This window comes from Kitasatospora sp. NPDC048298 (assembly GCF_043201465.1).
In the GTDB taxonomy this organism is placed as follows: domain Bacteria; phylum Actinomycetota; class Actinomycetes; order Streptomycetales; family Streptomycetaceae; genus Kitasatospora.
Genome location: NZ_JBICYZ010000078.1, coordinates 1 through 26333, shown reverse-complemented (window position 1 = coordinate 26333; position 26333 = coordinate 1). Strand labels below are relative to the sequence as shown.

The 26333-nt window shown below is 71.9% G+C and carries 22 protein-coding genes; 19 read left to right on the top strand and 3 right to left on the bottom strand.

The features are described 5' to 3' along the window. Positions 1-43 precede the first annotated feature (43 nt). The 16 genes from ACGF0D_RS37320 to ACGF0D_RS37245 all read left to right on the top strand — a co-directional run bounded on the left by ACGF0D_RS37320 (position 44) and on the right by ACGF0D_RS37245 (position 20009). Positions 44-1231: a patatin-like phospholipase family protein gene (locus ACGF0D_RS37320; RefSeq protein WP_392924095.1), complete on the top strand. Its 1188-nt coding sequence runs from the start codon at positions 44-46 to the stop codon at positions 1229-1231. Positions 1232-1322: 91 nt separating this feature from the next. Then, complete coding sequence (locus ACGF0D_RS37315) at positions 1323-1832, top strand: DUF6912 family protein (RefSeq protein WP_392880869.1); 510 nt, start codon at positions 1323-1325, stop codon at positions 1830-1832. 47 nt (positions 1833-1879) lie between these two features. Continuing rightward, positions 1880-2536, top strand: coding sequence for an HAD family hydrolase (locus ACGF0D_RS37310; RefSeq protein ID WP_392924093.1), 657 nt, complete (start codon positions 1880-1882; stop codon positions 2534-2536). 139 nt (positions 2537-2675) lie between these two features. Beyond that, positions 2676-4301, top strand: coding sequence for an L-glutamate gamma-semialdehyde dehydrogenase (pruA, locus tag ACGF0D_RS37305; RefSeq protein ID WP_392881349.1), 1626 nt, complete (start codon positions 2676-2678; stop codon positions 4299-4301). A gap of 285 nt (positions 4302-4586) precedes the next feature. Continuing rightward, positions 4587-9533: an NAD-glutamate dehydrogenase gene (locus ACGF0D_RS37300; protein WP_392880875.1), complete on the top strand. Its 4947-nt coding sequence runs from the start codon at positions 4587-4589 to the stop codon at positions 9531-9533. A 443-nt stretch (positions 9534-9976) separates the two neighbouring features. Beyond that, positions 9977-11245, top strand: a complete 1269-nt coding sequence (locus tag ACGF0D_RS37295) for an ATP-binding protein (protein ID WP_392924091.1) — start codon at positions 9977-9979, stop codon at positions 11243-11245. Beyond that, positions 11242-11643 (top strand): roadblock/LC7 domain-containing protein, encoded by a 402-nt coding sequence (locus tag ACGF0D_RS37290; RefSeq protein WP_392880879.1) that lies wholly within the window; start codon positions 11242-11244, stop codon positions 11641-11643. The genes ACGF0D_RS37295 and ACGF0D_RS37290 overlap by 4 nt, the downstream gene beginning before the upstream one ends. Beyond that, on the top strand, positions 11640-12014 hold the full coding sequence (locus tag ACGF0D_RS37285; protein ID WP_392880881.1) for a DUF742 domain-containing protein: 375 nt from the start codon (positions 11640-11642) through the stop codon (positions 12012-12014). Before ACGF0D_RS37290 ends, ACGF0D_RS37285 begins: the two co-directional genes overlap by 4 nt. Next, on the top strand, positions 11989-12579 hold the full coding sequence (locus tag ACGF0D_RS37280) for an ATP/GTP-binding protein (protein WP_392880884.1): 591 nt from the start codon (positions 11989-11991) through the stop codon (positions 12577-12579). Before ACGF0D_RS37285 ends, ACGF0D_RS37280 begins: the two co-directional genes overlap by 26 nt. A gap of 71 nt (positions 12580-12650) precedes the next feature. Continuing rightward, a complete protein-coding gene (locus ACGF0D_RS37275; RefSeq protein ID WP_392924089.1) occupies positions 12651-14030 on the top strand; it encodes a cytochrome P450 in 1380 nt (459 codons plus the stop codon). Between the two features lie 215 nt (positions 14031-14245). After that, on the top strand, positions 14246-15517 hold the full coding sequence (locus ACGF0D_RS37270) for a cytochrome P450 (protein ID WP_392881350.1): 1272 nt from the start codon (positions 14246-14248) through the stop codon (positions 15515-15517). Further along, the gene (locus ACGF0D_RS37265) at positions 15514-16473 is read left to right on the top strand and encodes an enoyl-CoA hydratase/isomerase family protein (RefSeq protein ID WP_392924086.1); all 960 of its coding nucleotides are present in this window, start codon (positions 15514-15516) and stop codon (positions 16471-16473) included. The genes ACGF0D_RS37270 and ACGF0D_RS37265 overlap by 4 nt, the downstream gene beginning before the upstream one ends. Positions 16474-16642: 169 nt before the next feature. After that, the gene (locus ACGF0D_RS37260; protein ID WP_392924084.1) at positions 16643-17395 is read left to right on the top strand and encodes a hypothetical protein; all 753 of its coding nucleotides are present in this window, start codon (positions 16643-16645) and stop codon (positions 17393-17395) included. Between the two features lie 80 nt (positions 17396-17475). Then, positions 17476-18312, top strand: coding sequence for a hypothetical protein (locus ACGF0D_RS37255; RefSeq protein WP_392924081.1), 837 nt, complete (start codon positions 17476-17478; stop codon positions 18310-18312). Between the two features lie 198 nt (positions 18313-18510). Continuing rightward, on the top strand, positions 18511-19086 hold the full coding sequence (locus tag ACGF0D_RS37250) for an RNA polymerase sigma factor (RefSeq protein WP_392880893.1): 576 nt from the start codon (positions 18511-18513) through the stop codon (positions 19084-19086). After that, positions 19083-20009 (top strand): CU044_5270 family protein, encoded by a 927-nt coding sequence (locus tag ACGF0D_RS37245; RefSeq protein WP_392924078.1) that lies wholly within the window; start codon positions 19083-19085, stop codon positions 20007-20009. Before ACGF0D_RS37250 ends, ACGF0D_RS37245 begins: the two co-directional genes overlap by 4 nt. Before the next feature lie 5 nt (positions 20010-20014). Here ACGF0D_RS37245 and ACGF0D_RS37240 read toward each other — a convergent pair whose 3' ends face one another. Continuing rightward, on the bottom strand, positions 20015-20428 hold the full coding sequence (locus tag ACGF0D_RS37240; RefSeq protein ID WP_392924075.1) for a hypothetical protein: 414 nt from the start codon (positions 20426-20428) through the stop codon (positions 20015-20017). Between the two features lie 703 nt (positions 20429-21131). On the opposite strand from ACGF0D_RS37240, the gene ltrA reads away from it, so the two are divergent. After that, positions 21132-22523 (top strand): group II intron reverse transcriptase/maturase, encoded by a 1392-nt coding sequence (gene ltrA / locus ACGF0D_RS37235; protein ID WP_392924073.1) that lies wholly within the window; start codon positions 21132-21134, stop codon positions 22521-22523. A 673-nt stretch (positions 22524-23196) separates the two neighbouring features. Here the strand turns inward: ltrA and cyaB are convergent. Continuing rightward, positions 23197-23760, bottom strand: coding sequence for a class IV adenylate cyclase (gene cyaB / locus ACGF0D_RS37230; RefSeq protein ID WP_392924070.1), 564 nt, complete (start codon positions 23758-23760; stop codon positions 23197-23199). Positions 23761-23779: 19 nt separating this feature from the next. Then, a complete protein-coding gene (locus tag ACGF0D_RS37225) occupies positions 23780-24535 on the bottom strand; it encodes a helix-turn-helix domain-containing protein (protein WP_392924067.1) in 756 nt (251 codons plus the stop codon). Positions 24536-24851: 316 nt separating this feature from the next. Here ACGF0D_RS37225 and ACGF0D_RS37220 point away from each other — a divergent pair, with 316 nt between their 5' ends. Both ACGF0D_RS37220 and ACGF0D_RS37215 read left to right on the top strand, forming a co-directional pair. Beyond that, entirely contained in the window at positions 24852-25265 is a 414-nt protein-coding gene (locus ACGF0D_RS37220; protein ID WP_392924064.1) for an ATP-binding protein, read from the top strand. 12 nt (positions 25266-25277) lie between these two features. Next, positions 25278-25829: a hypothetical protein gene (locus ACGF0D_RS37215; RefSeq protein WP_392924061.1), complete on the top strand. Its 552-nt coding sequence runs from the start codon at positions 25278-25280 to the stop codon at positions 25827-25829. Positions 25830-26333: the final 504 nt, after the last annotated feature.

The window sequence follows — 26333 nt, the reverse complement described above, 5'->3', positions numbered from 1 at the left end:
CCGGGAGCGGACGGCCGGGCTCCCACGACGAGGGGCGGCCGGTATGACGACACGGGTGACGCCGGCCCCGGCGGCCGCGGGTACCGCCCCGCCCGCCGCGGGGGCTCCCCGGTACGGCCTGGTGCTGGGCGGCGGCGGGATGCTCGGCGCGGCCTGGACGGTCGGCGCGCTGTGCGCCGTCGAGGAGGCCACCGGACGGCGGTCCGACGGGGCCGACGTCCTGCTCGGTACCTCGGCGGGCGCGGTCCTCGCCGCGATGCTGGCCGGGGGCGTCCGCCCCGAGCAGCTGCGCGACCACCAGCGCGGCCTGCCGATCACCGAGGGCCCGCTGGCCGGGGTGGCCTTCGACTACGACTCCGCCGTCGGCGGCGCGCTGCCGCCCCGCCCCCGGGCCGGGATCGGCTCGCCCGGCCTGCTGCGCGACGCCGTCCGGCACCCGCGCGAGTACCCGCTGCTGACCATGGTCTCGGCGATCGCGCCGCACGGCCGCGGCTCGCTGGCGCCGGTCGGCGAGCTGGTGCGCGGCCTGCTCGTCCCCGACGGGCCGCCCGACGGGGACGGGCCACCGGAGCCCGGCGGCGGGGGATCGCCACTGCGGGCGGTGGCCGTGGACTACCGCAGCGGCCGCCGGGTGGTCTTCGGCGACCCGGGCGCCCCGGCCGTCCCGATGCCCGACGCCGTGATGGCCTCCTGCGCGATCCCCGGCTGGTTCGCGCCGGTGCGGCTGGACGGCTCGGCGTACGTGGACGGCGGTTGCTGGTCCGCTACCAACGCCGACCTGATGCTCGGCCGGGGGCTGGACGAGGTGTACGTGCTCGCCCCGATGGCCCTGCGGCTGGACCGCGGCGCGGGGCGGGCCGCCCGGCAGGAGCAGGAGCAGGAGCGGGCGCAAGAGGAGGAGGAGCAGGGCCAGGGGCCGGGCGGGCCCGGCCGCGACACCCTGGCCGCCCTGCGCGAGTGGCGCGCCCGGGACCGCCCGCGCGGCGTGCTCGCCCAGCTGGTGAGCCGCTACCGCCACGCCGTGACCCGCCAGCTGCTGCGCGAGGCCGCGCTGCTGCGGGCCGAGGGCGTCCGGGTGCGGCTGCTCGCGCCGACCCTGGCGGACCTCGCGGTGATGGGCCCGAACATGATGGACCCGGCCCGCCGCGGCGCCGTCCTGGAGAGTGCCCTGCGCACCAGCCGGGAGGCGCTCCACGACAGCGGTGAGCGTCCGCCCCCGGACCGGAGGTGATCACGGGCGTCCCCGCGGCGCTTATTCTTGGGGCGCTGGAGAATCTGTGCCGCTGGACGAACCCCGCTGGACGAACCGGAGAGTGCCACCGATGCGCGTGTACGTGCCCACCACCCTGACCGGCCTGGCGGCGGCGCACGAGGGCGGCGCCCTGGAGCAGTCCGCCGCGTACGCCGTGACGCCCGCGCTGCGCGAGTGGTACGTCAGCGACGACCTGGAGGAGCTGGAGTACGCGGCGCTCAACCGGGCCGCGCAGTCCTCGCTGCGGCTGCTGGCCGCCGACCCGCAGGCCCCGTGCCGCCGGGTCGTGGTGGCGCTGGACGTGGCCGACGCGTCGGTGCGGCCCTTCCCGGGTGACGAGTACCAGGACCAGGCCTCGCTCGGCCGGGTGGTGCTGGCCGGCCCGGTGCGGCTGGCCAAGGCGGCCGCGGTGCACGCCGACGTGGCCGACGACGAGGTGGTCACGGACGTCGCCGCGGCGGTGGCGGCGGTGGCCGCGGCCGACGCGGGCGACCAGGACGCCCAGTTCACCGTGGACGGTGCCGAGGACCACGACCTGCTCTGGTACGCGACCCAGGAGATCCCCGCCCTGCTCGCGTGAGTTCCGCCCTACCGGCGTGTCGCCCGTCCGGGTTACCGTTTCACCCCGTGCGCACTCACATCGTTTGGGACTGGAACGGCACGCTCTTCCACGACATGGAGGCCGTGCTCGGGGCGAGCAACGCCGCGTTCGCGACCATCGGCGTCGGGCCGATGAGCCTCCAGGAGTACCGCGAGCAGTACGAGATCCCGATCCCCCGCTTCTACGAGCGCCTGCTCGGCCGGATGCCCTCCACGGAGGAGTGGCTGCGGCTCGACGACGCGTTCCACGACCGCTACCGGGAGCTCAGCCGGGCCTGCGGGCTGACCGAGGGCGCGCGCGAGCTGCTGGACGGCTGGCGGGACGCGGGGAACAGCCAGTCGCTGCTGTCGATGTACGAGCACGAGAAGCTGGTGCCGCTGGTCGACACCTTCGACCTGACCGGCGGGTTCCTGCGGGTGGACGGCCGCAGCGGCCCGTCCGGCGGCCAGAAGGCGGAGCACCTGACCAGGCACCTGGCCGCGCTCGGCGAGCGGGTGGACCCGGCCCGTACGGTGCTGATCGGCGACGCCGCGGACGACGCCCTGGCGGCGCTGGCCGCGGGCGCCCGCGCGGTGCTCTACACCGGCGGTTCGCACACCCGGGAGAAGCTGGAGCCGGTCGGCGTCCCGGTGGTGGACAGCCTGGCCGAGGCGGTGGAGCTGGCCGGCCGGATCAGCGGCTGAGCGCGCGGGGCCTGCCCGGGGACGGCGGACGTGGCGGGCGCCACGTCCTCCGTCCGCGTGTCTGAGCGGGCGGATCGGGCCCCGGCTGGTCAGGCTGGTGTCACACCCGACCAGCCGCCAGGACGGAGCCGCCATGCCCATCGACGCAGTCACCGAGGTACCGGTCCCGGTCAACGAGCCGGTGCGGGCGTACGCGCCCGGCAGCCCGGAGCGGGACCGGCTGGTGCGACGGCTGGACGAGCTGGCCGCCGAGCAGGTCCCGCTGCCGATGACCATCGGCGGCGAGCAGCGCTTCGGCGGCGGCGAGCGGATCGACGTCGTCCAGCCGCACCACCACGCCGCCAAGCTGGGCGTGCTCGGCAACGCCACCCGGGAGGACGCCCGGGCGGCGGTGGACGCGGCGCTGGCCGCCGGGCGGCAGTGGCGGTCGCTCTCCTTCGACGACCGCGCGGCGGTCTTCCTGCGCGCCGCCGACCTGCTGGCCGGCCCCTGGCGGGAGACGCTCAACGCGGCCACCATGCTCGGCCAGTCCAAGACCGCGCAGCAGGCCGAGATCGACTCCGCCTGCGAGCTGATCGACTTCTGGCGGTTCAACGTCCACTTCGCCCGGCAGATCCTGGCCGACCAGCCGATCTCCTCGCCCGGCGTGTGGAACCGCACCGACCACCGCCCGCTGGAAGGTTTCGTCTACGCGATCACCCCGTTCAACTTCACCGCGATCGCCGGCAACCTGCCCACCGCCCCCGCGCTGCTGGGCAACACCGTGGTCTGGAAGCCCGCGCCGACCCAGACCCTGGCCGCGTACCACCTGATGCGGCTGCTGGAGGCGGCCGGGCTGCCGCCCGGGGTGATCAACATGGTGACCGGCGACGGCCTCCAGGTCTCCCCGGTCGCGCTGGCCGACCCGGCGTTCGCCGGACTGCACTTCACCGGTTCCACGGCCACCTTCCGGTCGCTGTGGCAGACCATCGGCGCCAACATCGGCGGCTACCGCGCGTACCCGAGGATCGTCGGCGAGACCGGCGGCAAGGACTTCCTGCTGGCCCACCGCTCGGCCGACCCGGAGATCCTCAGGACCGCGCTGATCCGCGGCGCCTTCGAGTACCAGGGCCAGAAGTGCTCGGCGCTCTCCCGCGCCTACCTGCCGCGCAGCCTCTGGCAGAGGATCAAGGACGACTTCCTGGCGGAGGTGGACGCGCTCGCGGTGGGCGACGTGACCGACCTGTCCAACTTCATGGGCGCCCTGATCGACCGCCGCGCCTTCGAGAAGAACCGGGACGCCATCGACCGGGCGAAGGCCGATCCGACGATCGAACTGGCGGCCGGCGGGCAGTACGACGACGCGATCGGCTGGTTCGTCCGGCCGACCGTGCTGGTCTCCTCCGACCACCGCGGCGAGATCTTCCGGACTGAGTACTTCGGCCCGATCCTCGCCGTCCACGTCTACGAGGACTCCCGCTGGGACGACGTGCTCCGCCGGGTCGACGCCGGCGCCCCGTACGGGCTGACCGGCTCGGTGATCGCGCAGGATCGTTACGCCATCGCCCAGGCCGTCGAGGAGCTGCGCTTCACCGCGGGGAACTTCTACATCAACGACAAGCCCACCGGGGCCGTCGTCGGCCAGCAGCCCTTCGGCGGCGGCCGGGCCTCCGGCACCAACGACAAGGCGGGCGCCGCGCAGAACCTGCTGCGCTGGACCTCGGCGAGGTCGATCAAGGAGACCTTCGTCCCTCCGACCCACCACGGCCACCCCCACATGGGCTGAGAGTGAACTTCAGGCTCCGGTTTGGACATGCTGTCCAGGACGGACGCGACTTCCTGTGGGTTTGCGCCTACCTGTCCCTGTCCACCTTCGATTGATCCGGTTAGGCTGGCTGGCGTCGTCGGGTGGCTTGCAAGGCGAATGAGTCGTCCTACCCGCTGGGCGGGCGTTTCATGCGTGCCATGAGCCCCTTTCAGTCGGATGGTGCGGCAGGATTGCGGTGACCCGTCGGTGTACATCCACACACCACCGAGTCACGCAACGGCGCGCGACAGGAGCCAAGAAGTCATGCAGACCAAGCTGGACGCAGCCAAGGCCGAACTGCTCAAGAAGGCAGCCGCAGCCGCTGAGAACAGCCAGGTGGGGGGAGCGGCGCCGGGGGAGGGTCTGAGCAACGGCGCTCTGACCGCGTACCTGCACCACTACTACCTCCACACCGCGCCGGAGGACCTGGTCGACCGCGACACGGTCGACGTGTACGGCGCGGCCGCCTCCCACTACCGCCTGGGCCTCAAGCGCCCGCAGGGCACCGCCGAGGTGCGGGTGCACACCCCCTCGGTCGAGGAGAACGGCTGGTCCTGCGGCCACACCGTGGTCGAGGTCGTCACCGACGACATGCCCTTCCTGGTCGACTCCGTCACCAACGAGCTGTCCCGCCAGGACCGCGCGATCCACATCGTGATCCACCCCCAGCTGGTCGTCCGCCGTGACATCACCGGCAAGCTGCTGGAGATCCTGGACGTCGACGCCTGCTCCCGCAGTCAGGCCGCCGGCACCGAGTGGCCCGCCGACGCGAGCGTCGAGTCGTGGATGCACATCGAGATCGACCGCGAGACCGACCGCGAGGACCTGCGCTCCATCGAGGCCGACCTGCGCCGCGTGCTCGGCGACGTCCGCGAGGTCGTCGAGGACTGGGGCAAGATGCGCGAGAGCGCCCTGCGCCTGGCCGACGAGCTGGCCGAGGAGCCCCCGGCCGGCCTGCCCGAGCAGGAGGTCGGCGAGGCCTGGGAGCTGATGCGCTGGCTCGCCGACGACCACTTCACCTTCCTCGGCTACCGCGAGTACGACCTGGTCGAGCACGAGGGCGAGGAGGTCCTCAAGGCCGTCGCCGGGACCGGCCTCGGCATCCTGCGCTCCGACCCGCACAGCCACGACGACGCCCACCACGCGGTCAGCGAGGCCTTCGGCCGGCTCTCCGCGCCGGTGCGCGCCAAGGCCCACGAGAAGAAGCTGCTCGTCCTGACCAAGGCCAACAGCCGTGCCACCGTGCACCGCCCGGCCTACCTGGACTACGTCGGCGTGAAGAAGTTCAACGCCGCCGGCGAGCCGATCGGCGAGCGCCGCTTCCTCGGCCTGTTCTCCTCCGCCGCCTACACCGAGTCGGTCACCCGCATCCCGGTCGTGCGCCGCAAGGTCCAGGCGGTCCTGGAGGAGTCCGGCTTCTCCAGCGAGAGCCACGACGGCCGCGACCTGCTCCAGATCATGGAGACCTTCCCGCGGGACGAGATCTTCCAGACCCCGGCCTCCGAGCTGCTCTCCATCGCGACGAGCGTGCTCTACCTCCAGGAGCGCCGCAAGCTGCGGCTCTTCCTGCGCCAGGACGAGTACGGGCGCTACTTCTCGGCCTTCATCTACCTGCCGCGCGACCGCTACACCACGCGCATCCGGCTGCTGATCACCGACATCCTCAAGGAGGAGCTGAACGGCGCCACCATCGACTACACGGTGTACGCCACCGAGTCGGTGCTGACCCGTCTGCACTTCGTGGTCCGGGTCGCCCCGGGCACCGAGCTGCCGCAGCTCACCGAGACGGACATCGAGCGGATCGAGAACCGCCTGGCCGAGGCCGCCCGGTTCTGGATGGACGGCTTCCACGACCAGCTGCACACCGAGCTGGGCGAGGAGAAGGCCGCCGAGCTCGGCCACAAGTACGCCAACGCCTTCCCGGACGGCTACCGCGCCGACTTCCCGCCGCGCACCGCCGTCGCCGACATCAAGCAGATCGAGTCGCTGCACGGCGAGGGCGACTTCCGCCTGAACCTGTACCAGCCGGTCGGCGCCGGCGACGACGAGCGCCGCTTCAAGATCTACCGGGTCGGCGGCCCGATCTCGCTCACCGAGGTCCTGCCGGTGCTCCAGCGCCTGGGCGTCGAGGTGCTGGACGAGCACCCGTACGCGCTGCGCCGCTCCGACGGCACCACCGCGTGGGTCTACGACTTCGGCCTGAAGCTGCGCGAGGCCACCGATCTCACCGACGAGGCCCGCGAGCGCTTCCAGGAGACCTTCGCCGCCACCTGGACCGGCAAGGCCGAGAACGACGGCTTCAACGAGCTGGTGCTGACCGCCGGGCTGACCTGGCGCCAGGCGATGATGCTGCGCGCGTACGCCAAGTACCTGCGCCAGGCGGGCTCCACGTTCTCCCAGGACTACATGGAGGACGCGCTCCGCAACAACACCCACACCACGCGCCTGCTGGTCAACCTGTTCGAGGCCCGGCTGAGCCCGAGCCACCGTTCGGGTGCCCTGGAGCTGACCGAGGGCATCCTGGAGGAGCTGTCCGGCGCCCTCGACGAGGTCGTCTCGCTGGACGAGGACCGCATCCTGCGCTCCTTCCTGCACCTCATCAAGGCCACCCTGCGGACCAACTTCTTCCAGCGCGCCGCCTCCGGCGAGTGGCACTCCTACGTGTCGATGAAGTTCGACCCGAAGGCCATCCCGGACCTGCCGGCCCCGCGCCCGGCGTTCGAGATCTGGGTCTACTCGCCCCAGGTCGAGGGCGTCCACCTGCGCTTCGGCAAGGTCGCCCGCGGCGGTCTGCGCTGGTCCGACCGGCGCGAGGACTTCCGCACCGAGATCCTGGGCCTGGTCAAGGCACAGATGGTCAAGAACACCGTCATCGTCCCGGTCGGCGCCAAGGGCGGCTTCGTCGCCAAGCAGCTGCCGGACCCGTCGGTCGACCGCGACGCCTGGCTGGCCGAGGGCGTCTCCTCGTACAAGACCTTCATCTCGGCGCTGCTCGACATCACCGACAACCTGGTCGGCGGCGAGGTCGTGCACCCGGCCGACGTGGTCCGCCACGACGAGGACGACACCTACCTGGTCGTCGCCGCCGACAAGGGCACCGCGACCTTCTCGGACATCGCCAACGGCGTCGCCGAGTCCTACGGCTTCTGGCTGGGCGACGCGTTCGCCTCCGGCGGCTCGGCCGGCTACGACCACAAGGGCATGGGCATCACCGCCCGCGGCGCCTGGGAGTCGGTCAAGCGCAACTTCCGCGAACTCGGCGTCGACACCCAGTCCGAGGACTTCAGCGTCATCGGCATCGGCGACATGTCCGGCGACGTCTTCGGCAACGGCATGCTGCTCAGCGAGCACATCCGCCTGGTCGCCGCCTTCGACCACCGCCACATCTTCCTCGACCCGAACCCGGACGCGGCCGTCTCGTACGCCGAGCGCCGTCGTCTGTTCGACCTGCCGCGCAGCTCCTGGGACGACTACGACAAGTCGCTGATCTCGGCCGGCGGCGGGGTGTACCCCCGCACCGCGAAGTCGATCCAGCTGACCCCGCAGGTCCGGGCGGCCCTGGGCGTCGAGGCGACCAAGCTGACCCCGGCCGAGCTGATGCGGGCGGTGCTCCAGGCCCCGGTCGACCTGTTCTGGAACGGCGGCATCGGCACCTACGTCAAGGCCTCCACCGAGACCAACGCCGAGGTCGGCGACAAGTCCAACGACGCCATCCGGGTCAACGGCGAGCAGGTCCGGGCCCGGGTCATCGGCGAGGGCGGCAACCTCGGCTGCACCCAGCTCGGCCGCATCGAGTACGCGGCCACCGGCGGCCCCGAGGGCACCGGCGGCTGGATCGACACCGACGCGATCGACAACTCCGCCGGTGTGGACACCTCGGACCACGAGGTCAACATCAAGATCCTGCTCAACCAGGTCGTCGCCGAGGGCGACATGACGGTCAAGCAGCGCAACGCCCTGCTGGCCGAGATGACCGACGAGGTCGGCCACCTGGTGCTGCGCAACAACTACGCGCAGAACGTGGTGCTGGCCAACGCCGTCTCCCAGGCGCACAGCATGGTCAACGTGCACGCCCGGATGATCAACCGCTTCGAGTCGGCCGGCCAGCTGGACCGCGCGCTGGAGTTCCTGCCCACCGAGCGCCAGATCCGTGAGCGCCAGCAGAACGGCCGCGGCCTCTCGCAGCCCGAGATGTCCGTCCTGCTCGCCTACACCAAGATCATCCTGGCCGAGGAGCTGCTCGCCACCGAGCTGCCGGACGACCCGTTCTTCCGCGCCTCGCTGCACGAGTACTTCCCGAGCGCGCTGCGGGCGAGGTTCGCCGACGCGATCGACAACCACGCGCTGCGCCGCGAGATCATCACCACGCTGATCGTCAACGACACGATCAACCGCGGTGGCTGCACCTTCGCCTTCCGTCTGAAGGAGGAGACCGGCGCGACCTACGAGGAGATCGCCCGGACGCACACCGCCGCGCGGGCCGTATTCGACCTGGAGCAGATCTGGGCCGAGATCGAGGGCCTGGACAACAAGGTCCCGGCCCGGGTCCAGACCAAGATGCGGCTGCACTCGCGGCGCCTGGTCGAGCGCGCCACCCGGTGGATGCTCAACAACCGCCGCCAGCCGCTCGACATCGCCGGCACCATCGAGTTCTTCCACGACCGGGTCAACCAGGTCTGGGCCTCGCTGCCCAAGCCGCTGCGCGGCGAGGACCTGGCCTGGTTCGAGTCGGTGTACGACGAGCTCGCCGCGGCCGGGGTGCCGGAGGAGCTGGCCACCCGGATCGCCGGCCTCTCCTCGGTCTTCCCGACCCTGGACATCGCCGAGGTCGCGGACCGCTCCGGCAAGGACGTCGCCGAGGTCACCGACCTCTACTACGACCTGGGCGACCGGCTGCAGATCTCGCACCTGCTCGACCGCATCATCGAGCTGCCCCGCACCGACCGCTGGTCGTCGATGGCCCGGGCCGCGATCCGCGAGGACCTCTTCGCGGCGCACGCGGCGCTGACCGCCGACATCCTGGCCTGCGGCGCCGAGGGCGCCACCCCGGAGGAGCGGTACAACGCCTGGGCCGACCTCAACGCGACCCTGCTGAACCGCGCCCGGACCACCCTCGACGACATAAGGGGTTCGGACAACTACGAGCTGTCCAGCCTCTCGGTCGCGATGCGTGTCATCCGCACCCTGCTGCGCACCGGTTCGATGCGCTGACGAACGGCTGCACCGAAGGGGCCCGCGTCCACGGACGCGGGCCCCTTCCGCATGTGCGGCCCCGGAGAACGGGCGCGGCCGGAAAGGCCGGAAACCGGCTGCCGGATTCCACAGGGTGACGAACGAATCACTCTGCGCGTGAACCGGGGTGTGCGGGGGACGTGTCCCTGTGGTTAACGCGGCATCACAAACTCCACCAATTGGCGGCAGAGTTCCCGGCGGGTAGTGGAATTTCGCCCCAACTGCCCTTTTTGACATCTGTTCTGACATGGCATGAGTTGCAGTAGGCTGACTCCGCGATAGGCGTTGCCGCAGGTCTCGTGCCGGACCGCACTTCGATGTGACGTGACATCAGGTGCCTTTCGGGGAGGTTCCGGCCGCCAGTCCCATTCGCGCTTCGGGGCCCGGACCGGCTCCACGCGATGCCACCTGAAGAGAGTTTCATGACGTCATTTGTGCAGGAACCCTTTTTCTGGGTCTTCATCGTGGTGATGCTCGCAGCCGTCGGAGCGGCCCTCCAGGCACGCAGGACGAACATCGCCCTGCGACGGCAGAACGCCTCCCTGGAGGAGGCGAGCGCCGTGGCCCAGCGGCAGCGCGACGAACTCGCCGTGCTGCACGACCGCCTGCAGGGCCAGCACGCGTCCGAGCTGTCGGCCGTCCGCCGGGACGCCGAGGAGGACACCAAGGCCGTCCTCAAGGCGGCCATGCGGACGCTGCAGGGCCTGGCCGACGAGCAGCAGGTCGTCATCGACAGGGTGCAGCGGAAGTACGGCGACAGCCCGCAGATCCTCGCCGACCTGATGACGATCGACCACACCAACAGCCAGTTCGGCCGGCGCGCCCAGGGCATCGCGGTGCTCTGCGGCGGCTGGCTCGGCCGCCGCGAGAGCGTCGCCTCGGTCTACGACGTGGTCCGCAGCGCCCAGGGCCGGATCCGGCACTTCGACCGGGTGCGGATCCACTCCCGGGTCAGCGTCTCGCTCGCCAGCAAGGTCGTCGAGCCGGTCGCCGTCGTGCTGTCCGAGCTGCTCGCCAACGCGACCAACTACTCCGCCCCGGACACCCCGGTGGAGGTCAGCGTCCAGGCCGTCCCCACCGGCGTCTGCCTGATCATCGACGACGCCGGCCTCGGCATGGGCCAGGAGGAGAAGGACCGCGCCTCGCAGCTCCTGAACCCGGGCGCGCCGATCAGCCTCACCAGCCTGGGCAACCCCCCGAAGTTCGGCTTCGCCGTCTCCGGCATGCTGGCCGCCCGCTACGGCTTCCGCGTCTCCGTCGACTCGGTCTCCCCGTACGGCGGCGTGCGGGCCGTGGTGCTGCTTCCGGCCGAGCTGCTCAGCAGCGAGGTCGCGGCCCCGCCCTTCGCCGAGCACACCGACTACCAGGCCGCGCCGGTGGAGCAGCCCGCGCAGGCCTGGGCGCAGGCCCCCGGCCAGCGGCTCGTGTCGCTGTCCGAGCCGGCGGCTCCGCTGGCCCCGGTGCCGGCGCCGTACGCGGCGACGGCCGGACCGGAGACCACCGCGGACGGCCTGCTGCCGCGGCGCCGCCGCCAGCGCCCCGTGTCGGTCGTCCCCACCCCGCAGGACCCGGGCAGGCCCGAGGAACCGCGGAGCACCGGCCAGTACACGCCGTCCCGCCTCGGCGCGTTCCAGCGCGGCACGCTGTCCGGGCGTAACACCATGACCACGGAAGGAACCGAGATCCAGTGAGCCGTGATCTTTCCTGGGTGCTCAACGACGTACTCCAGGTACCCGGCGCCCGGCACGCCATCCTCGTCTCCGCCGACGGCCTCCTGCTCGAGCGCTCCAGCGAGATCGGCCGTGACGAGGCGGAGACCAACGCCGCCGCGATGAGCTCGATGCAGTCGCTGAGCCGCGCGGTCGCCCCGTTCGTCGGCGGTGGCGGCGGGGTCTGGCGCCAGACCCTGCTGGAGTACGACCACGGCTGGATCTTCCTGATCGCGGCCGGCAGCGGCGCGTACCTGGCCGCCTCCACCGCCCCCGACGTCGACATGGAGGCGATGTCCTTCCGGATGCAGCAGCAGGTGGGCGCACTCGGACGGGCGATGTCGGCGGCACCGCGCCAGAGCACGTACAGCGGCTCATGACGACCGGCGGCGAGGAACAGAGGGTCACGGGCGGGTTCATCCGCTCCTACGTCATCACCGGCGGGCGCGAGTTACCGAATGCGGACGACCTGTCTCTGATCACCCTGGTCACCGTCGGGCCCGGGCAGGACCTCCCCGGCCTGCCGAGCCCGGAGACCCGGGCGATCTGGGAGCTGTGCTCCGGCGGCTACCTCTCGGTGGCCGAGGTCTCGGCCCGGCTGGAGCTGCCGGTCGGGGTCGTGAGGCTGTTGCTGACGGACCTGATCCGTGAGGGACGGCTGCTGCGCCGGTCGGCCCCGCCCCCGGCCCAGGCCCCGGACCCGAGACTTCTAGAGAAGGTACTGCATGGACTTCAACGCCGGTTCGCCTGAGGACATCTACGTCCCGGGCGCGGTGACGACCGCTGTCAAGATCCTGGTCGTCGGGCACTTCGCGGTCGGCAAGACGACGCTCATCGGGGCCCTGTCGGAGATCGCGCCGCTGAGCACCGAGGAGAGCATGACGCAGGCGTCCGTCAGCGTCGACGACCTCCGCGGCGCACCGGACAAGAAGACCACGACCGTCGCCCTGGACTTCGGCCGGCTGACGCTCGGCGACGACCTCGTGCTGTACCTGTTCGGCACGCCGGGACAGCAGCGGTTCATGCAGCTCTGGGAGGACATGGCGCGGGGGGCGCTGGGAGCGCTGCTGCTGGCCGACCCGACCCGCCTCGCGGACACCTTCCCCGTCATCGACCTGATCGAGCAGTACGGCCTGGAGTACGCGGTGGCGGTCAACAGCTTCGACCGGCAGAGCGACTACACCGAGGACCAGCTGCGCGAGGCGCTCGACCTGCTGCCGCACACCCCGGTGGTGTTCTGTGACGCGCGGGACCAGCGCTCCTCGGCCAACGCGCTGCTGACGCTCGTCCGGCACCTGCTCGACCGGGCCTCCTGACCTCCCCCACGCCTCCCCCCTCACCCCTCCCGGGTCCGCACCCGCCCGGGGCCACCTCCAAGGAACGACCCATGGAATCTCTGCAGCGACCCGTCCCGCAGTCGCCTCCGCCGGGCTGCCCGATGCACGCCGGCGTGAGCACACCGCTCTACGGGGAGATGTTCTCGGCCGACCCCGGCGCGGTCTACGACCGGCTGCGCGCCAACGGTCCGGCCGCGCCGGTGGAGTTGGCGCCGGGGGTGGACGCCACCCTGGTCACCTCGCACGAGGCCGCGCTGCGGGTGCTGCAGAACCCGGGGATGTTCGCCCGGGACTCGCGGCGCTGGGCGGCGCTGAACGAGGGCCGGGTGCCGATGGACAGCCCCGTCCTGCCGATGATGTTCTACCGGCCCAACTGCCTCTTCACGGACGGCGCCGAGCACCTGCGGCTGCGCAAGGCCGTCACCGAGAGCCTGGAGCGGCTCAACGACAGCCGGCTCAACCGGCACGTCGAGCGGATCGCCGGCTACCTGATCGACCAGTTCAGTCCGCTGGGCCGGGCCGACCTGCTCAACGACTACGCCAAGCTGCTGCCGCTGCTGCTGTTCAACCAGCTGTTCGGCTGCCCGGCCGACATCGGCGACCGGCTGACCCGCAGCATGTCCGCGCTCTTCGACGGCCTCGACGTCATCCAGGCCAACGAGGAGCTGACCTCCTGCCTGATGGACCTGGTCGCGCTGAAGCGCCGCCAGCCGGGCGACGACATCACCTCCTGGCTCATCCAGCACCCGGCCGGCCTGCGGGACGAGGAGCTCAAGGACCAGCTGGTCATGCTGATGGGCGCCGGCGTCGAGCCCGAGCGCAACCTGATAGGCAACGCGCTGCTCCTGCTGCTGTCCGGCGAGGGCGGCTCCGGGCTGCGCATCGAGGACGCCCTCGACGACGTGCTGTGGAACAACCCGCCGATCGCCAACTACGCGACGCACTACCCGATGCAGGACCTCAACCTGGGCGGCGTCCCGATGGACGCCGGCAGCCCGGTGGTGATCAGCTTCGCCGCCGCCAACAGCGACCCGGCGCTGACCGACGCCCGGCTGACCCTCAGCAAGGGGGCCCACCTGGCCTGGGGTGCGGGCCCGCACGCCTGCCCGGCCAAGTCCCCGGCCCAGCTGATCGCCCTGAGCGCCATCGAGTGCCTGCTCAACGCGCTCCCGGACGTCACGCTCGCGGTGCCGGCGGAGAACGTGGAGTGGCGCCCGGGCCCGTTCCAGCGCGGCCTGGTCTCGCTCCCGGTGCGGTTCAGCCCGGTGGCCGCCCGCACCGTGGGGACGGCCCCGGCCGCGGACACCGTGCCGGGCCCGGCGCCGGTCGGCGCCGAGCAGCCGCAGGCGTACCAGCAGGCCGTCGCGCCGGCCCGGTCCCCGCAGAAGAAGGGGTGGTGGAGCTCCTTCCTGGACGTCTTCCGGCTCTGAGACGTCCCTCGGGTTCGGCCAGGGCTCCGGCTGTGCGGTCGGGGTCCCGGCCCGCCGCGCCGTCGGGAGCCGTCCGGTCACCGCGGGGTGAACGGCGTGCGACGGCGGTGCAGTACGTGACGGGGGCAACACGGATCGATGCTTGAGCGCGCTGTTGCTGGGTAGTACGCCGCCGTACTGCCCGCCCGCGTGTTGAAGGAGCCCGTGTGACCGCCATGTTGGAAGCCCGCCCCGCGGAGTCGGAGCGAGCTGACGGAAGGGCCGACCGCCGCGCCGCCGTCCCGCTGCTGCGCAGGCTGCGGTCGGCCGAGGGGCTCGCCGACCCGAGCCCGGTCTACGACGAGTTGCGGGCGCTCGGTGACCTCGTCCCGGCGCCCTGGGGCGGCTACCTGGTCACCGGCTACGAGGCGTGCGACCAGGTCCTGCGCGGCAGGACCTGGCTCGTCCCCGACTTCGCCTGGCAGGAGCGGCAGACCGGGACGGAGCGCTGGGAGGCCGTCGCCACCCGGGAGATGAGCCGGACGCTCTCCCGGCTCAACGCCCCCGAGCACACCCGGCAGCGGCGCAGCCTCGGCAGCCTCTTCGACCGGAACACCCTGCGGGCCATGGCGACGGACATCGAGGACGACGCCGCCGGGCTGCTCGACCGCCTGGCCGAGCGAATACGGACCGACGGCGAGGCGGACTTCGCCTCCGTGGTCAGCGAGCAGTTGCCGATCGGCACCATCGGGCGCTGGCTGGACATCGCGCCGGCGGACTACCCGCACATCCTGACGATGACCCACAACCAGGTGCACGCCCAGGAACTGCTGCCCACCAAGAGCCAGCTGGCGATCTCCGAGCAGGCCACCATGGAGCTGCGCGAGTACTTCACCCGGCTCGTCCGGGAGCGCCGCGAGAAGGACGGCGACGACGTGATCGCCGGCTGGATCCGCACCTGGGACGCGCTGGAGTCCGACCGTGAGGCCACCGACCGGATGGTCTACCAGCTCACCATGTTCGTCACCATCGCCTCGCTGGAGACCACGGCGACGCTGCTCTCCTCGCTGGTGTGGCAGCTGCTGCGGACGCCCGGCCGGTGGGAGTGGCTGCGGGCGAACCCGGAGCACATCGACGAGGTGATCGACGAGGCGCTGCGCTACGACCCGCCGATCCGCGTCAACAGCCGCGTCGCGGGCGAGGACACCGAACTGGCCGGGGTGTTCCTCCCCAAGGACACCATGGTCCACGTGATGTACGGCGCGGCCAACCGCGATCCGCGCCGCAACCCGGACCCGCACACCTTCGACCCGCTGCGCCGGGGCACCCACCTCACCTTCGGTGGCGGCGCCCACTACTGCATCGGCGCGGGTCTGGCCCGGCTGGAGTCGCGGGCCCTGCTCGGGCAGCTGCTGGAGCGCTTCCCGACGCTGCGGGCGGTGAGCCCGCCCGAGCACGCGCCCCGGATGGTGTTCCACCGGGTGACGTCCCTGAGAGTCGCCGCGTGAACGTTTCTCCGCAGGCTCCCCGCTACCCCTCGTACGCGATGCAGCCCTCGTACGTCCCGCAGCCTCCGGCGGCGACCGCCTGGTACGCCCAGCCCGAGCCGGCCCCCGAGCCGGTGGTCGCTTCCGTGGTCGCCCCCGAGTCGGTGGCCGCCCCCGAGCCCGTGGCCGCGCCCGAGCCGGCGCCGCCGGCCCGTACGGTCCGTTCCGAGCTCCGGGGCGCGGTGCTCCACGTCGAGCTGGACAGCCCGGAGACGGGCAACGCCGTCACCTCGGCCATGCTGGACGAGCTCCTCGCCGTCCTCGCCGCACCCGGCCCGGCCGTGCGGGTGATCGTGCTGTCCGCGGCCGGCCGGGACTTCTGCCTCGGCGGCGACCGCGACGAGCTCTTCGCGGGCCTGGACGAGGACCCGACCGGCGGCCGGATACGCAGCTACGGGGACCGGGCCCGCCGGGTCTGCGAGGCCCTCACCAACAGCCCCGCCGTCACCGTCGCCCGGGTCCAGGGCCGGGCGACCGGCGCCGGCTTCGCCCTCGCGCTCGCCTGCGACCTGCGGGTCGGCGCCGACAACGCCGTCTTCCGGCTGCCCGAGCTGGCCCTGGGGCTGCCCGTCGCCTGGGGTGGTCTGCTGCCCCGCCTGCTGCACGAGGTCGGCGCGGCCCGGGTCCGCGAGATCATCCTCACCGGCCGCCCGGTCGGCGCGGTGGAGGCGCGGGAACTCGCCATCCTGCAGCGCGTCGTCGCCGAGCCGGAGCTGGACGAGGCGGTGGCCGAGTGGGCCCGCCCCATCACGCGCCGCCCCGAGGCCGCCCTGCGGGTGACCAAGACGCTGCTCGCCTCGCACGCCTCGGCCACCCGGCTGGCCGACGCCTCGGTCCTGGACTCCGAGCTGATGGCCTCGGTCATCGCCGCCGCGCACTACACCCGTACTCTCGGCGCTCGGCCTCCGGCCGACTGACCGGTCGTCGGACGAACGGGAGGGGCCCACGTCCCCGGCGTGGGTCCCTCCGCCCTTTCGGTAACCGATTGTGAATCCCGCCCGGAACTTCGCTACTGTGTGCGATCGACGAAGGGGAGGGATCGTGGTGGGGACGCGGAACACCCGTGCGGCGATAGCGGTTCTGACGATGACTCTGGTCGCGGCCGGGGCGGCGGCCTGCGACGGGGACAAGGGCGGCGGCGCCGCCGCGGCGAGCACGCCGCCGCAGCCGTTCGGTGCCGGCGGCTACCGGGGACTGCAGCTGTCGATGACCAAGGAGGAGGCGCTCGCCTCCGGGGCCCTGGAGAGCGCGCCGGTCTCCGTCCTCAACGGCTGCACCGACTACGCGTACAAGGGCGGCCCGGCGCCGGACCAGGCCCGGATGGCGACCGAGGCGGACGTCCACGCGAAGGCCGACAAGGCGCTGGCCAGGATCGACGAGATCAGGGCGAAGCGGAAGACGATTCCGCCGCTGGCGCCCGGCGCCTCGCTGAAGGAGATGCAGGAGCACAGCGCCCGCCTCCAGGAGCAGCTCCAGCAGGACGCCGCCGACCGGCAGGAGATCACCGCGCTCGACAAGGACCTGGACCTCGTCGGGCCCGCCCGCAAGGCCAGGGACGAGGCCTTCCGGGCCACCGGTCGGGTCAACTTCGGCACCAAGGGCCTGCGCCAGCTGGTCGCCCCGGCGGAGGCGAGGACGGCCGAGGGCGTCGGCGCAGGCTCGACGGAGGAGCAGCTCAAGCAGGCCTACGCGGGCAAGGAGCTGAAGCCGGCCGAGGGCGGCACGTACGAACTCCCGGCCGAGAACGGCGGCGGCCCGGACTGGTTCTACGAGTTCACCGTGGCCGAGGGCAAGGTCGTCGCCCTCGCCCTGGTCAAGCACGACACCTACTGCTCCTGACCGCTCCCGGGAAACCGGTTGTGGATCGTGGTCGCACCCTCGGTACGGTGACCGTCGAACGATCAAGTGGGGGGTGTGACATGGGGAAGAACCGAGCCTCGGTCCGCGCGATGGGCGTGGGCATCTCGGTGGCACTGCTGGTCGCCGGAGCGGCGGCCTGCTCGTCCGACGGGGAGAAGGACACCGCGAAGGCGGGGGCCGCCGCCACCGGGGCGTCCGCGACGGCGTCCCCGTCGAAGGGCCCGGAGGCCTTCGCGGCAGCCGGGTACCGGGGGCTGAAGCCCGGGATGGCCAAGGACGCCGGGCTGGCCACCGGTGCCCTGGAGAGCGCGCCGGTCTCGCTGCTCGACGGCTGCACGGACTTCGTCTACAAGGGCGGCCCGGCGCCGGACCCGGCCCGGATGGCCGCCGAGGCGGCCACCGAGACCCGCTACAAGGATCTGAACGCCAAGGCCGACGCGGCCTCGGGCAAGGCGCCCGCCCCGGGTGGCGCCCTACCGCCGAACGCCTCCGCCAAGGACGCGGCGGCCGCCGCCGCCGGCTCGGCCGCCGGGGCCCGGGAGTCGGCCGACGCGGCCAAGCTGATCGCGGACGCGACGCAGGCCCTGGTCGACCTGAGGTTCGCGCAGGAGGCCAAGGACAAGGCCTACCTGACCACCGGGCGGGTCTCCTTCGCGGCGACGGGCCTGCGCGAGCTGGTCGCCCCGGCGGAGGCGAGGACGGCCGAGGGCCTCGGCGCCGGCTCCACCGTGGAGGCGCTCCAGCAGGCGTACGGCGCCAAGGGCCTCCAGTCGGCCAAGAGCGGCAAGTACGTGATGCCGGTCGAGGGACAGCAGGGCTGGCAGTACGAGTTCACCGTGGACGCCGGCAAGGTCACCGGCATGGCCGCGGTGAACCGCGAGATCAAGTGCGCCTGACGGCCTGACGGCCTGACGGCCTGACGGCCTGACCGGGCGACCGTCCGATGCGCGTTGGAGGCCCCGACGAACCACTGGGTTCGCCGGGGCCTCCGCCGTACTCCGGCGGGAACCCGGAGGCCCGTGCGGACAGGTGGGGGCGTGGAACTGTCACAGCGGGCCCGACTGAGGAATGGCGACCAATGGGCGTTCGGGGAGTTGTTCGATGAGACGGCGGACGACCTGTACTGGTACGCGGCGCGGGTGGTGGGGGACCGGGCGGCCGCGGAGGACGTCGTCCAGCTGACGTTCCTCGAAGCGTGGCGCCTGCGCGGCAAGCTGCGGGAGGACGACGGGCCGGTGCGTCCCTGGCTGTTCGGGATAGCCGCCCACGTCCTGCGCAACACGACCCGGGCGGCCCGGCGGCACCGGGCGGCGATGGCGCGGCTGCCCGACCGGGGCGTCCTGCCGGACTTCGCCGAGGAGCTGGCCGGGCGGCTCGACGACGACGCCCGGCTCGCCGCCGTCCGGCGGGCGCTGGGCGGGCTGCGGAAGGCCGAGCGCGAGGTGTTCGGGCTCTGTGTCCTGGCGGGTCTGGACTACGCGAGCGCGGCCGAGGCGCTCGGTGTGCCGGTCGGCACGGTGCGCTCCCGGCTCTCGCGCGCCCGTACCAAGCTGCGCGCGCTGACGGACGAGGAGCTCCGGGGCGGGCGGGAACTCCCCCCGGGCACCGGACAGGTACGGGGTGGCCGCAGCGGAGCGGCCAGGTCGACGACTCCGGGGAGGACCCGATGAACGAGGACGAACGCGCCCGGCTGCTGCTGGTACCCACGGGGCCGGGACTCTCCGCCCACCGCCGGAGGCAGCTGCGGGGGCACCTGATGAGCGAGTTCGCGCGTGGGCCGGTGACCACGCCCCGGCGGATCCGGCTCGGCTGGGTGGCCCTGCCCGCCCTGGCGGGCGGCCTGGCGCTGTCCCTGGTGCTGATCGGCGGGCAGCCGCGGCAGGGCTCCGACTCCAGCCGACCGGTGGCTGCGGTCGTCCTGGACCGCGCGGCGAAGGCCGCCGAATGGGCGCCCGCCCCGGCCGCACGCGGGGACCAGTTCGTCTACGTGAAGAGCCTGGACGAGTGGGCGAAGTCGGAGGGCGAGTCGCCGCAGACCCGGGAGGTCTGGAAGTCCGTCGACGGCAGCAAGCGGAACCTGCTCCTCGTGGACGGGCATCTGCCGAACCCCGGAGGAGGGGACGAGCACGGAGAGCCCGAGCCCGCGCCGTACTCCGGGATCGGCAGCTACGCGTACGTCGCCGCCCTGCCGACCGACCCGGACGCGCTGCTGGCCAAGATCCAGGCCGATACCGCAGGTCACGGGCCCGGCCCCGACGAGGAGGCGTTCAGGACCATCGGCGACCTCCTGCGCGAGCAGATCGCCCCACCCGCCGTCAGCGCCGCGCTCTACCGGGCGGCCGCGAAGATCCCCGGCGTCACGGTGATCGACGAGGTGACCGACTCCGCCGGTCGCCCCGGCGTCGCGGTCGCGCGCCGGGACGGCGGCGGGCACGTCGAGTCCCAGTGGATTTTCGACCGCGCCGACTACACCTTCCTCGGCGAGCGCGACGTCGCCCTCACCGACGGCGCGACCTTCAGGAAGGGCGACATCACGGCCCAGATGGCCGTCCTCGCCCGCGCCGTCGTCGACCAGCCCGGCACCCGCCCGTAACGGTCTCAGGCCGGCTGAGCCCGCCTGCGCAGCGCCGCCCGCGCCCGGGCCACGCCCCTCGGGGTGGCCCGGGCCCCGCTGCCCACGGCGACGGTTCTCGTGCCGAGGCCCGCGCAGGCACGGCAGATGCCGGGCCGGGGCACCGGATCGTGGCAGCGGCCGCACTCGGCGTAGGAGGCGGGCGGGGCGGGCGGGGCTTCGGGGCGTTCCGGTGGCAGCTTGCGCTGGAGGCGGTCCCGGAGGATCGCTGCCGGGGAGTGCATCGGCTGCGGCAGTCCGGGGATCAGGGCGTTCGCCAACTCGGCTTCGCCGCAGCCTCGTTCCAGCCACTGGGTGACGAGCGGTGCCAGCGCCTGCGCCTCGGCCTCGCCGAGGTGCAAGCGGGGCTCGGGCCTGATCACCCGGAACAGGGTGGCCACGGCCGCCCGCGTCCGTTCATCCGGGAGGGTGGGTTCTTGCCCCGGGTCCTTGTGCGCCGTGAGGCGCTGTGATTGCGAGTGGAGGTGAAAGGCCGCCACCTTCGGCCTGTCGCAGCAGGTCGGTGTAGCTGAGGGTAGCCCGTCCCGGGTGGTGCCGGGCTGGGTGGGAGCAACCCTGACAACGCCGGGACGTGACCAGTACTGCCAGATGGCGCGGGTTTGGCAAGCGAGTTGGAGAGGAGTACGAGAGGAACCGGCGTTGTAAAGCCCTTCAACGGTGCTGACCGGCTCAAACCTGGCGGATATGGGCCGGGCGCGGTGCGTCCCGTCAGCTGTTGGGACGGGAACTTCCGAGTTCGTATAAGAACGCGGGCTCGGGAGGCCACGAGGAAGGTCTGCGGCGTACTCGTGGCGATGCCGCTGGGGCAAAGCCGGGCTCCTACTCCGACGAACGCATCACAGTGAACACGGGAACCGTCCGGCCACGGTTCCCTGCCCCTCGGCTGCCGGTCGAGCGGGTGGGGATAGGTGCACCGACCGCTGAACGGGTCGGACGGGGCGGAGCCGCCGTAGTACTCCGAGGCCGGGAGAGCCGGTCACATGGGGAAGGGCGGCAGCGGAAATTCGCATGGGAGGAGTTGCAATGCCAGGAGAGGCCCCGCTGAACAGCGGAGCTCCGGGTCCTCGGGTCCGGGTACTGGAGATGCAGACCAAACTGCACCGTTGGGCGGCGGCCGGTCCCGGCCGCCGGTTCGATGATCTGTTCAACCTCGTGCATGACCCGGCGACGCTGCTCGTGGCGTTCGACCGGGTCGCGGGCAACCGGGGAGCGCGCACCGCCGGCGTGGACGGGATGACCGTCGCCGACGTCGAGGAGCGCATCGGCGTCCCCGGGTTCCTGCACGACCTGCGGGCCCGTCTCAAAGAGGGCTCGTTCCGCCCCCTGCCGGTACGGGAACGCAAGATTCCCAAGCCGGGAGGATCGGGAAAGGTCCGCGCCCTGGGGATTCCCACGGTGGCGGACCGCATCGTGCAGGCCGCGCTGAAGCTGGTCCTGGAGCCGATCTTCGAGGCCGACTTCGAGCCGGTCTCCTACGGCTTCAGACCGGGCAGGCGGGCCCAGGACGCGATCGCCGAGATCCACCATTTCGGCACCCACGGATACCGCTGGGTGCTGGATGCGGACATCGAGGCGTGCTTCGACCGGATCGACCACGTGGCCCTGATGGACCGCGTGCGCGCCCGGGTGAAGGACAAACGCGTCCTACTGCTGGTCAAAGCGTTCCTCAAAGCCGGGATCCTCACCGAACTCGGCGAAACGAGAGGCTCTTTGACCGGGACGCCGCAAGGGGGCATCCTGTCCCCGCTACTGGCCAACATCGCCCTGTCGGCGCTCGATGAGCACCTGCACGGGCCGTGGAAGCCGGGCGGGAGCATGGCCACCGAGAAGCGGCGGGCCTACCGGCGGTCCAAAGGGAGGCCGACCTGGAGGATCGTCCGCTACGCGGACGATTTCCTCGTTCTGGTCAACGGCAGCCGCGAGGACACCGAAGCAGTGCGAGAAGACGTCGCCCGGGTCCTGCAACCGCTGGGTCTTCGCCTTTCACTGGCAAAGACCCAGGTGGCGCACCTGGCCGACGGCGTCGATTTCCTGGGGTTCCACATCCAGTGGCGCCGCAAACGGGGATCACACAAGTGGCACGTCTACACCTTCATCGCCAAGCGTCCCGTCCGGGACCTGAAAGCGAAGATCCGTGCCCTGACGCACAGAACATCGCAACACGATCTCCGGTCTCTGCTGATCAGGATCAACCAGATCACGCGAGGCTGGACCGCCTACTTCCGGCATGCCGTGGCGAAGAGCCAGTTCAGCACGCTCGCCCACTTCCTGTGGTGGCGGCTGATCCGGATGCTCTCCACTCGGCACCGCTGGAACTGGACGGATGTCCGCCGGAAGCACACCGCCCGCAGCGGGCGGTGGCTACCGATTACGGCGGGTGGAATCGAGCTGTTCGACATGGGCAAGGTCCCCGTGACCCGCTACCGATGGCGAGCGACCCGAATCCCCAACCGATGGGCAGAGAGCGCAGCCTGACGGATATTTCCGTGGAGAGCCCGTTGCGTGGAGACGCGCACGGCGGGTTCGGCGAGGGGTCCGGAGAAACGGACCGGGAGCAATCCCGGCACCGCGCTCCGGGCCCACTCACCTACAGGAGGGGTGACAGCGCCGCCGGTCCCTCGCCCACCGGAAGCCGGGCGGGGGACAACCGGTGCGGACTGCGGGGTGTCGAAGACGTGGGCCTCGGAGCGGACCGTCCCGTCGGCCCTCCGGACCTTGTCGACCCGGTAGTACCCGGCGTCCTTCAGTTCTTTGAGCGCCCGCCGGACGGCGCCCCGCCCCTGCGGACTGCTGTCCGCCATCTGCCGCCCGTCCTCCCGCCACCCGTCGGGCCGGGAAAGGAGGTCCGAGAGGAGGCCACGAGCGGTGTAGCTGAGCCGACGGTCCTGCAACAGGCCGTTGGGAAGCACGGTGAACGAGCGCGCGTGAGCGCTACGATGAATCTGCATTGGGAGTCTGTTGCTCCTGGTGCCCGACCCCGGGGTGTTCCACCACCGCCGGGGTCTCCTATGTTCTGTTGATGATGCGGAAAGTAGCACACCGACTACAGGGAGTGCGAGCCGTTTGCGGCTTGCCGGCCCCAGCCAGTAGGGCGGCGTGCGCCAGCCCGCAGGCGTGACACACACTGCCCGCCCACGCTCCCCCGGGATCAGATACGAGCTGCGGCCACCGCGTCCGTGTAAAGCTCCGTTGTCAGGTCGTCCTCGCTGATCCCGAGCTCCGCCAGCACGGCCCGCACGGCGTCCAGCGCCGCTTCGAGGCCATCCTGGTCGGCCGCAGCGGTCTCGACCTCGATGAATGTCGCGTCGAGCTCCGGCACGCGGACGAGCGTGGCGAGGAAGCGCCGACTGCTGCGTTCGAAGTCGTAGTTGCGGCACCGCTTCTCGAGCCGGATGCGTGGGGTGAAGCCGAGGCCCCGGATGATCTCGTCGGCCGCCTCGGCGTCCTCCACCCGGGTCTCGGCCTCCCACTTCGACCCGGACGCCTCGTCCACCCGGGCGCCCTTGTACGTGAGCACGGTGCGAGTGTCGTCGGGCCCGTGGACGGTGCGGATCCGCAGCTCGCGGTCGGCTCCCATCGGGCTGCCGTCCGGGGCGTCGTAGTACGTGTCGCGGTACACCTCGGTGCGCCCGGCGCCGTACGACTTCTCCAGTCGTGCGAGGACGAGTTCGGGGTCGCTTACGACGGCCTTGAGCTCCGCCTCGATCGCCATGCCGGTTCCTCCTGAGGTGCTACGCCTCCGGCGGCACGCTGTAGCGGCCCAGGACGTCGTCAGCCGTGGACCTGTCCAGCAGACGCAGCTCCCAGGGCCCGGAGTTGACGTCGAACTCCTTGCCGAAGCCGACCCACTTGCCGGCCATCCGGCGCCCGGTCGGATCGACCAGCAGCTGAATGGCGCCGTGGTACCTGGCCCCCTGGTAGTAGCCGTCCTGCGCGGTCTGTTCCACCCATGAGCCCGTCACGACGTTCCGATCGACAGTGAGGTCGAACGACAGCGGTGAATCGGGATTGGACGACGCGCCGGGGAGGGACCGGCCGGTGATCCGGTTCCCGCGCTGGGACAGCACGACGTGGTGCAGGCCGGTGAACGTGTTCTCCCGGCTGCTGCTGAAGAACTCGTAGTGGCTGATCCAGACTCCCGAGTAGTCCTCGCCCGTAGGGGCGGGCGCGGCCTGGGCGGGAACGCCCGGATCGTCGCTGGTCATGTCATGGCCTCCTGCGCTGTCCACGCTGACCCTCGGTGGCAGCTGTGGTGATTTGAAGCCGAGGCGGTCCACGGAAAGTTTGGTGACAGCCTCAAGGGCTCGAACGTACACCGGGCGAGGAAATCGGACCTCCCCTGACTCCCAGCGCTGCACCAGGCGCTTGCTGGCGTCATTGGGCTCTCCCTGGGCCACCCCAACTGCCCTCAGGCATTTCGCGAACTCGTCTTGGCTGAGGCGAAGTCCAAGGCGCACGGCCCTCAGGGTCTCGTTCGGCGTCGTCATGAACCCCACCATAAGGGTCGACCTCCCCTGAACGACACCGAAATGACGTCTTGCCAGGACGCCGGAGAGGCGCCCAGGGGGCGTCGCAATGGACTGGCCCTCCAGGGGACCATCAAGCCCTCCGGGGACGCAGAGGAGTGGCGATGGCGAAGCGCGAACCGGCTCAAGGGTCGGAGAGGCGGCCCGACAAGTGCCCGCGCGGCACGCTGATTCGTTCGAACCTGCCAACCCCGAGTGCAGCTGACTGCCCGCCATTGGCCAATCGCCGGCAGTGGTGCGACTGGCCCCTCTTCGCTCCCCTTCGAGGTGCTCCCTCATGCTCATGTCCCGCCGTCCCCGCATGTTCGTCGCGCGCCTCGACTCGCGGACCGAATCGACGCCCCTGGCCCGGTACTTGCTCCGGGCCTACCTCGCCGGGCTGCCCTCCGGGGACCGCTACCGCGACACCGCCGAGCTGCTGCTGTGCGAACTCTTCGCCAACGCCGTTCAGCACTCCGGCGCGCCCGACGACCGCCACATCGAGATCCGCTTCGCCCTCGTCAGCTCCCGTCTCCGCCTCGAAGTCCACGATGCCAGTACCGTCCGCCCCTCCGTCCGCGCCGCCGCCCCCGATGACGAGCACGGGCGCGGGCTGTTCCTCGTCAACGAACTCGCCGAACGCTGGGGCTGCGCCTCCCGCCCCTGTGGCATCGGCAAGTTCGTCTGGGCCCTCATCGCCCCCGCCGTCTGAAGGGCCATCGCCGTGAACCTCGCGACCCTCGCCCGCCACACCCTCTCCCGTGGCGCCACTCCCGCCGCGACGTATGCCCTCCTCGCCCGCCTCGGCCACCGCCCCCTGCCGGTCGCCCGAGCCGTCTGTCTCGCCCTCGACATCCCCCGCGCCGAGACCACCCGCCGTCTGGCCGACTGCCACGACGCCCTCCTCGCCGACCCCCGCCCCAACTCCGAGAACGACATCGGCGAACTCCTCGAAGCCCTCGGCGTCTTCGACGTCCCCAAGTCCCTCACCGACACCGAACTCGCGGTCGTCGAACACTTCCTGGTCGCCATGGACGCCATGGGCGGCATTCGCCCCGGCCACCGCCACGGCCTCCAGCGCTGGTTCACCACCGGCAACCTCACCATCGCCTACCTGTCCCTCGCCGCCGCCCGCCCCCTGCCCCGCACCGGTGACCCCGCCCTCTACTGGGCCACCCTCGTCACCGCCGGCGAACTCCTCGCCACCACCGCCCCCTCCGACCGCCGCATCACCTACGCCCTCTCCCACTGCCGCACCCGCGCAACCCACCCATGAGCGCAGGAAGTCGGCCCCGCCGACTTCCTGCGCAGCGAGGGGGGGTTTCGAATCACCTGCTTTGGCGGCATCCTGATCTGCTGCTGCCAAGGGGGCCGGTTCTGCGCTTGGCGGCCCCGGCCACTCATGGCCGCGGCCGCCAAGGCCCTCGTCTCGGGCGGGCTCGTGTGTTGCACACGAGCCCGCCCGCATTTATCGATCGGTCACCGAACCTGTTCCTGCCATTTCGGCTCACCTCTCTTTCGGGCGGCCCGGCCGATCCCGGCCGGGCCGCCCGCACCTTGTTGTTGCGGGAGGGGTGGGCGGGCGGGCCGTTCCCAGCCTTGGCGTAGCTCGTCCACGGTCTGCGTAGGAAGTCGGCCTGGCCGACTTCCTACGCAGAGATAGAGAGGCGTGTCGGGCGGTTTCGTGGGGGGGGGGGGGGGGGGGGGGGGGGGGCGGGGGGGGGGGGGGGGGGGGGGGGGGGGGGGGGGGGGTGGGGGGGGGGGGCGCCCCCCCCCGGGC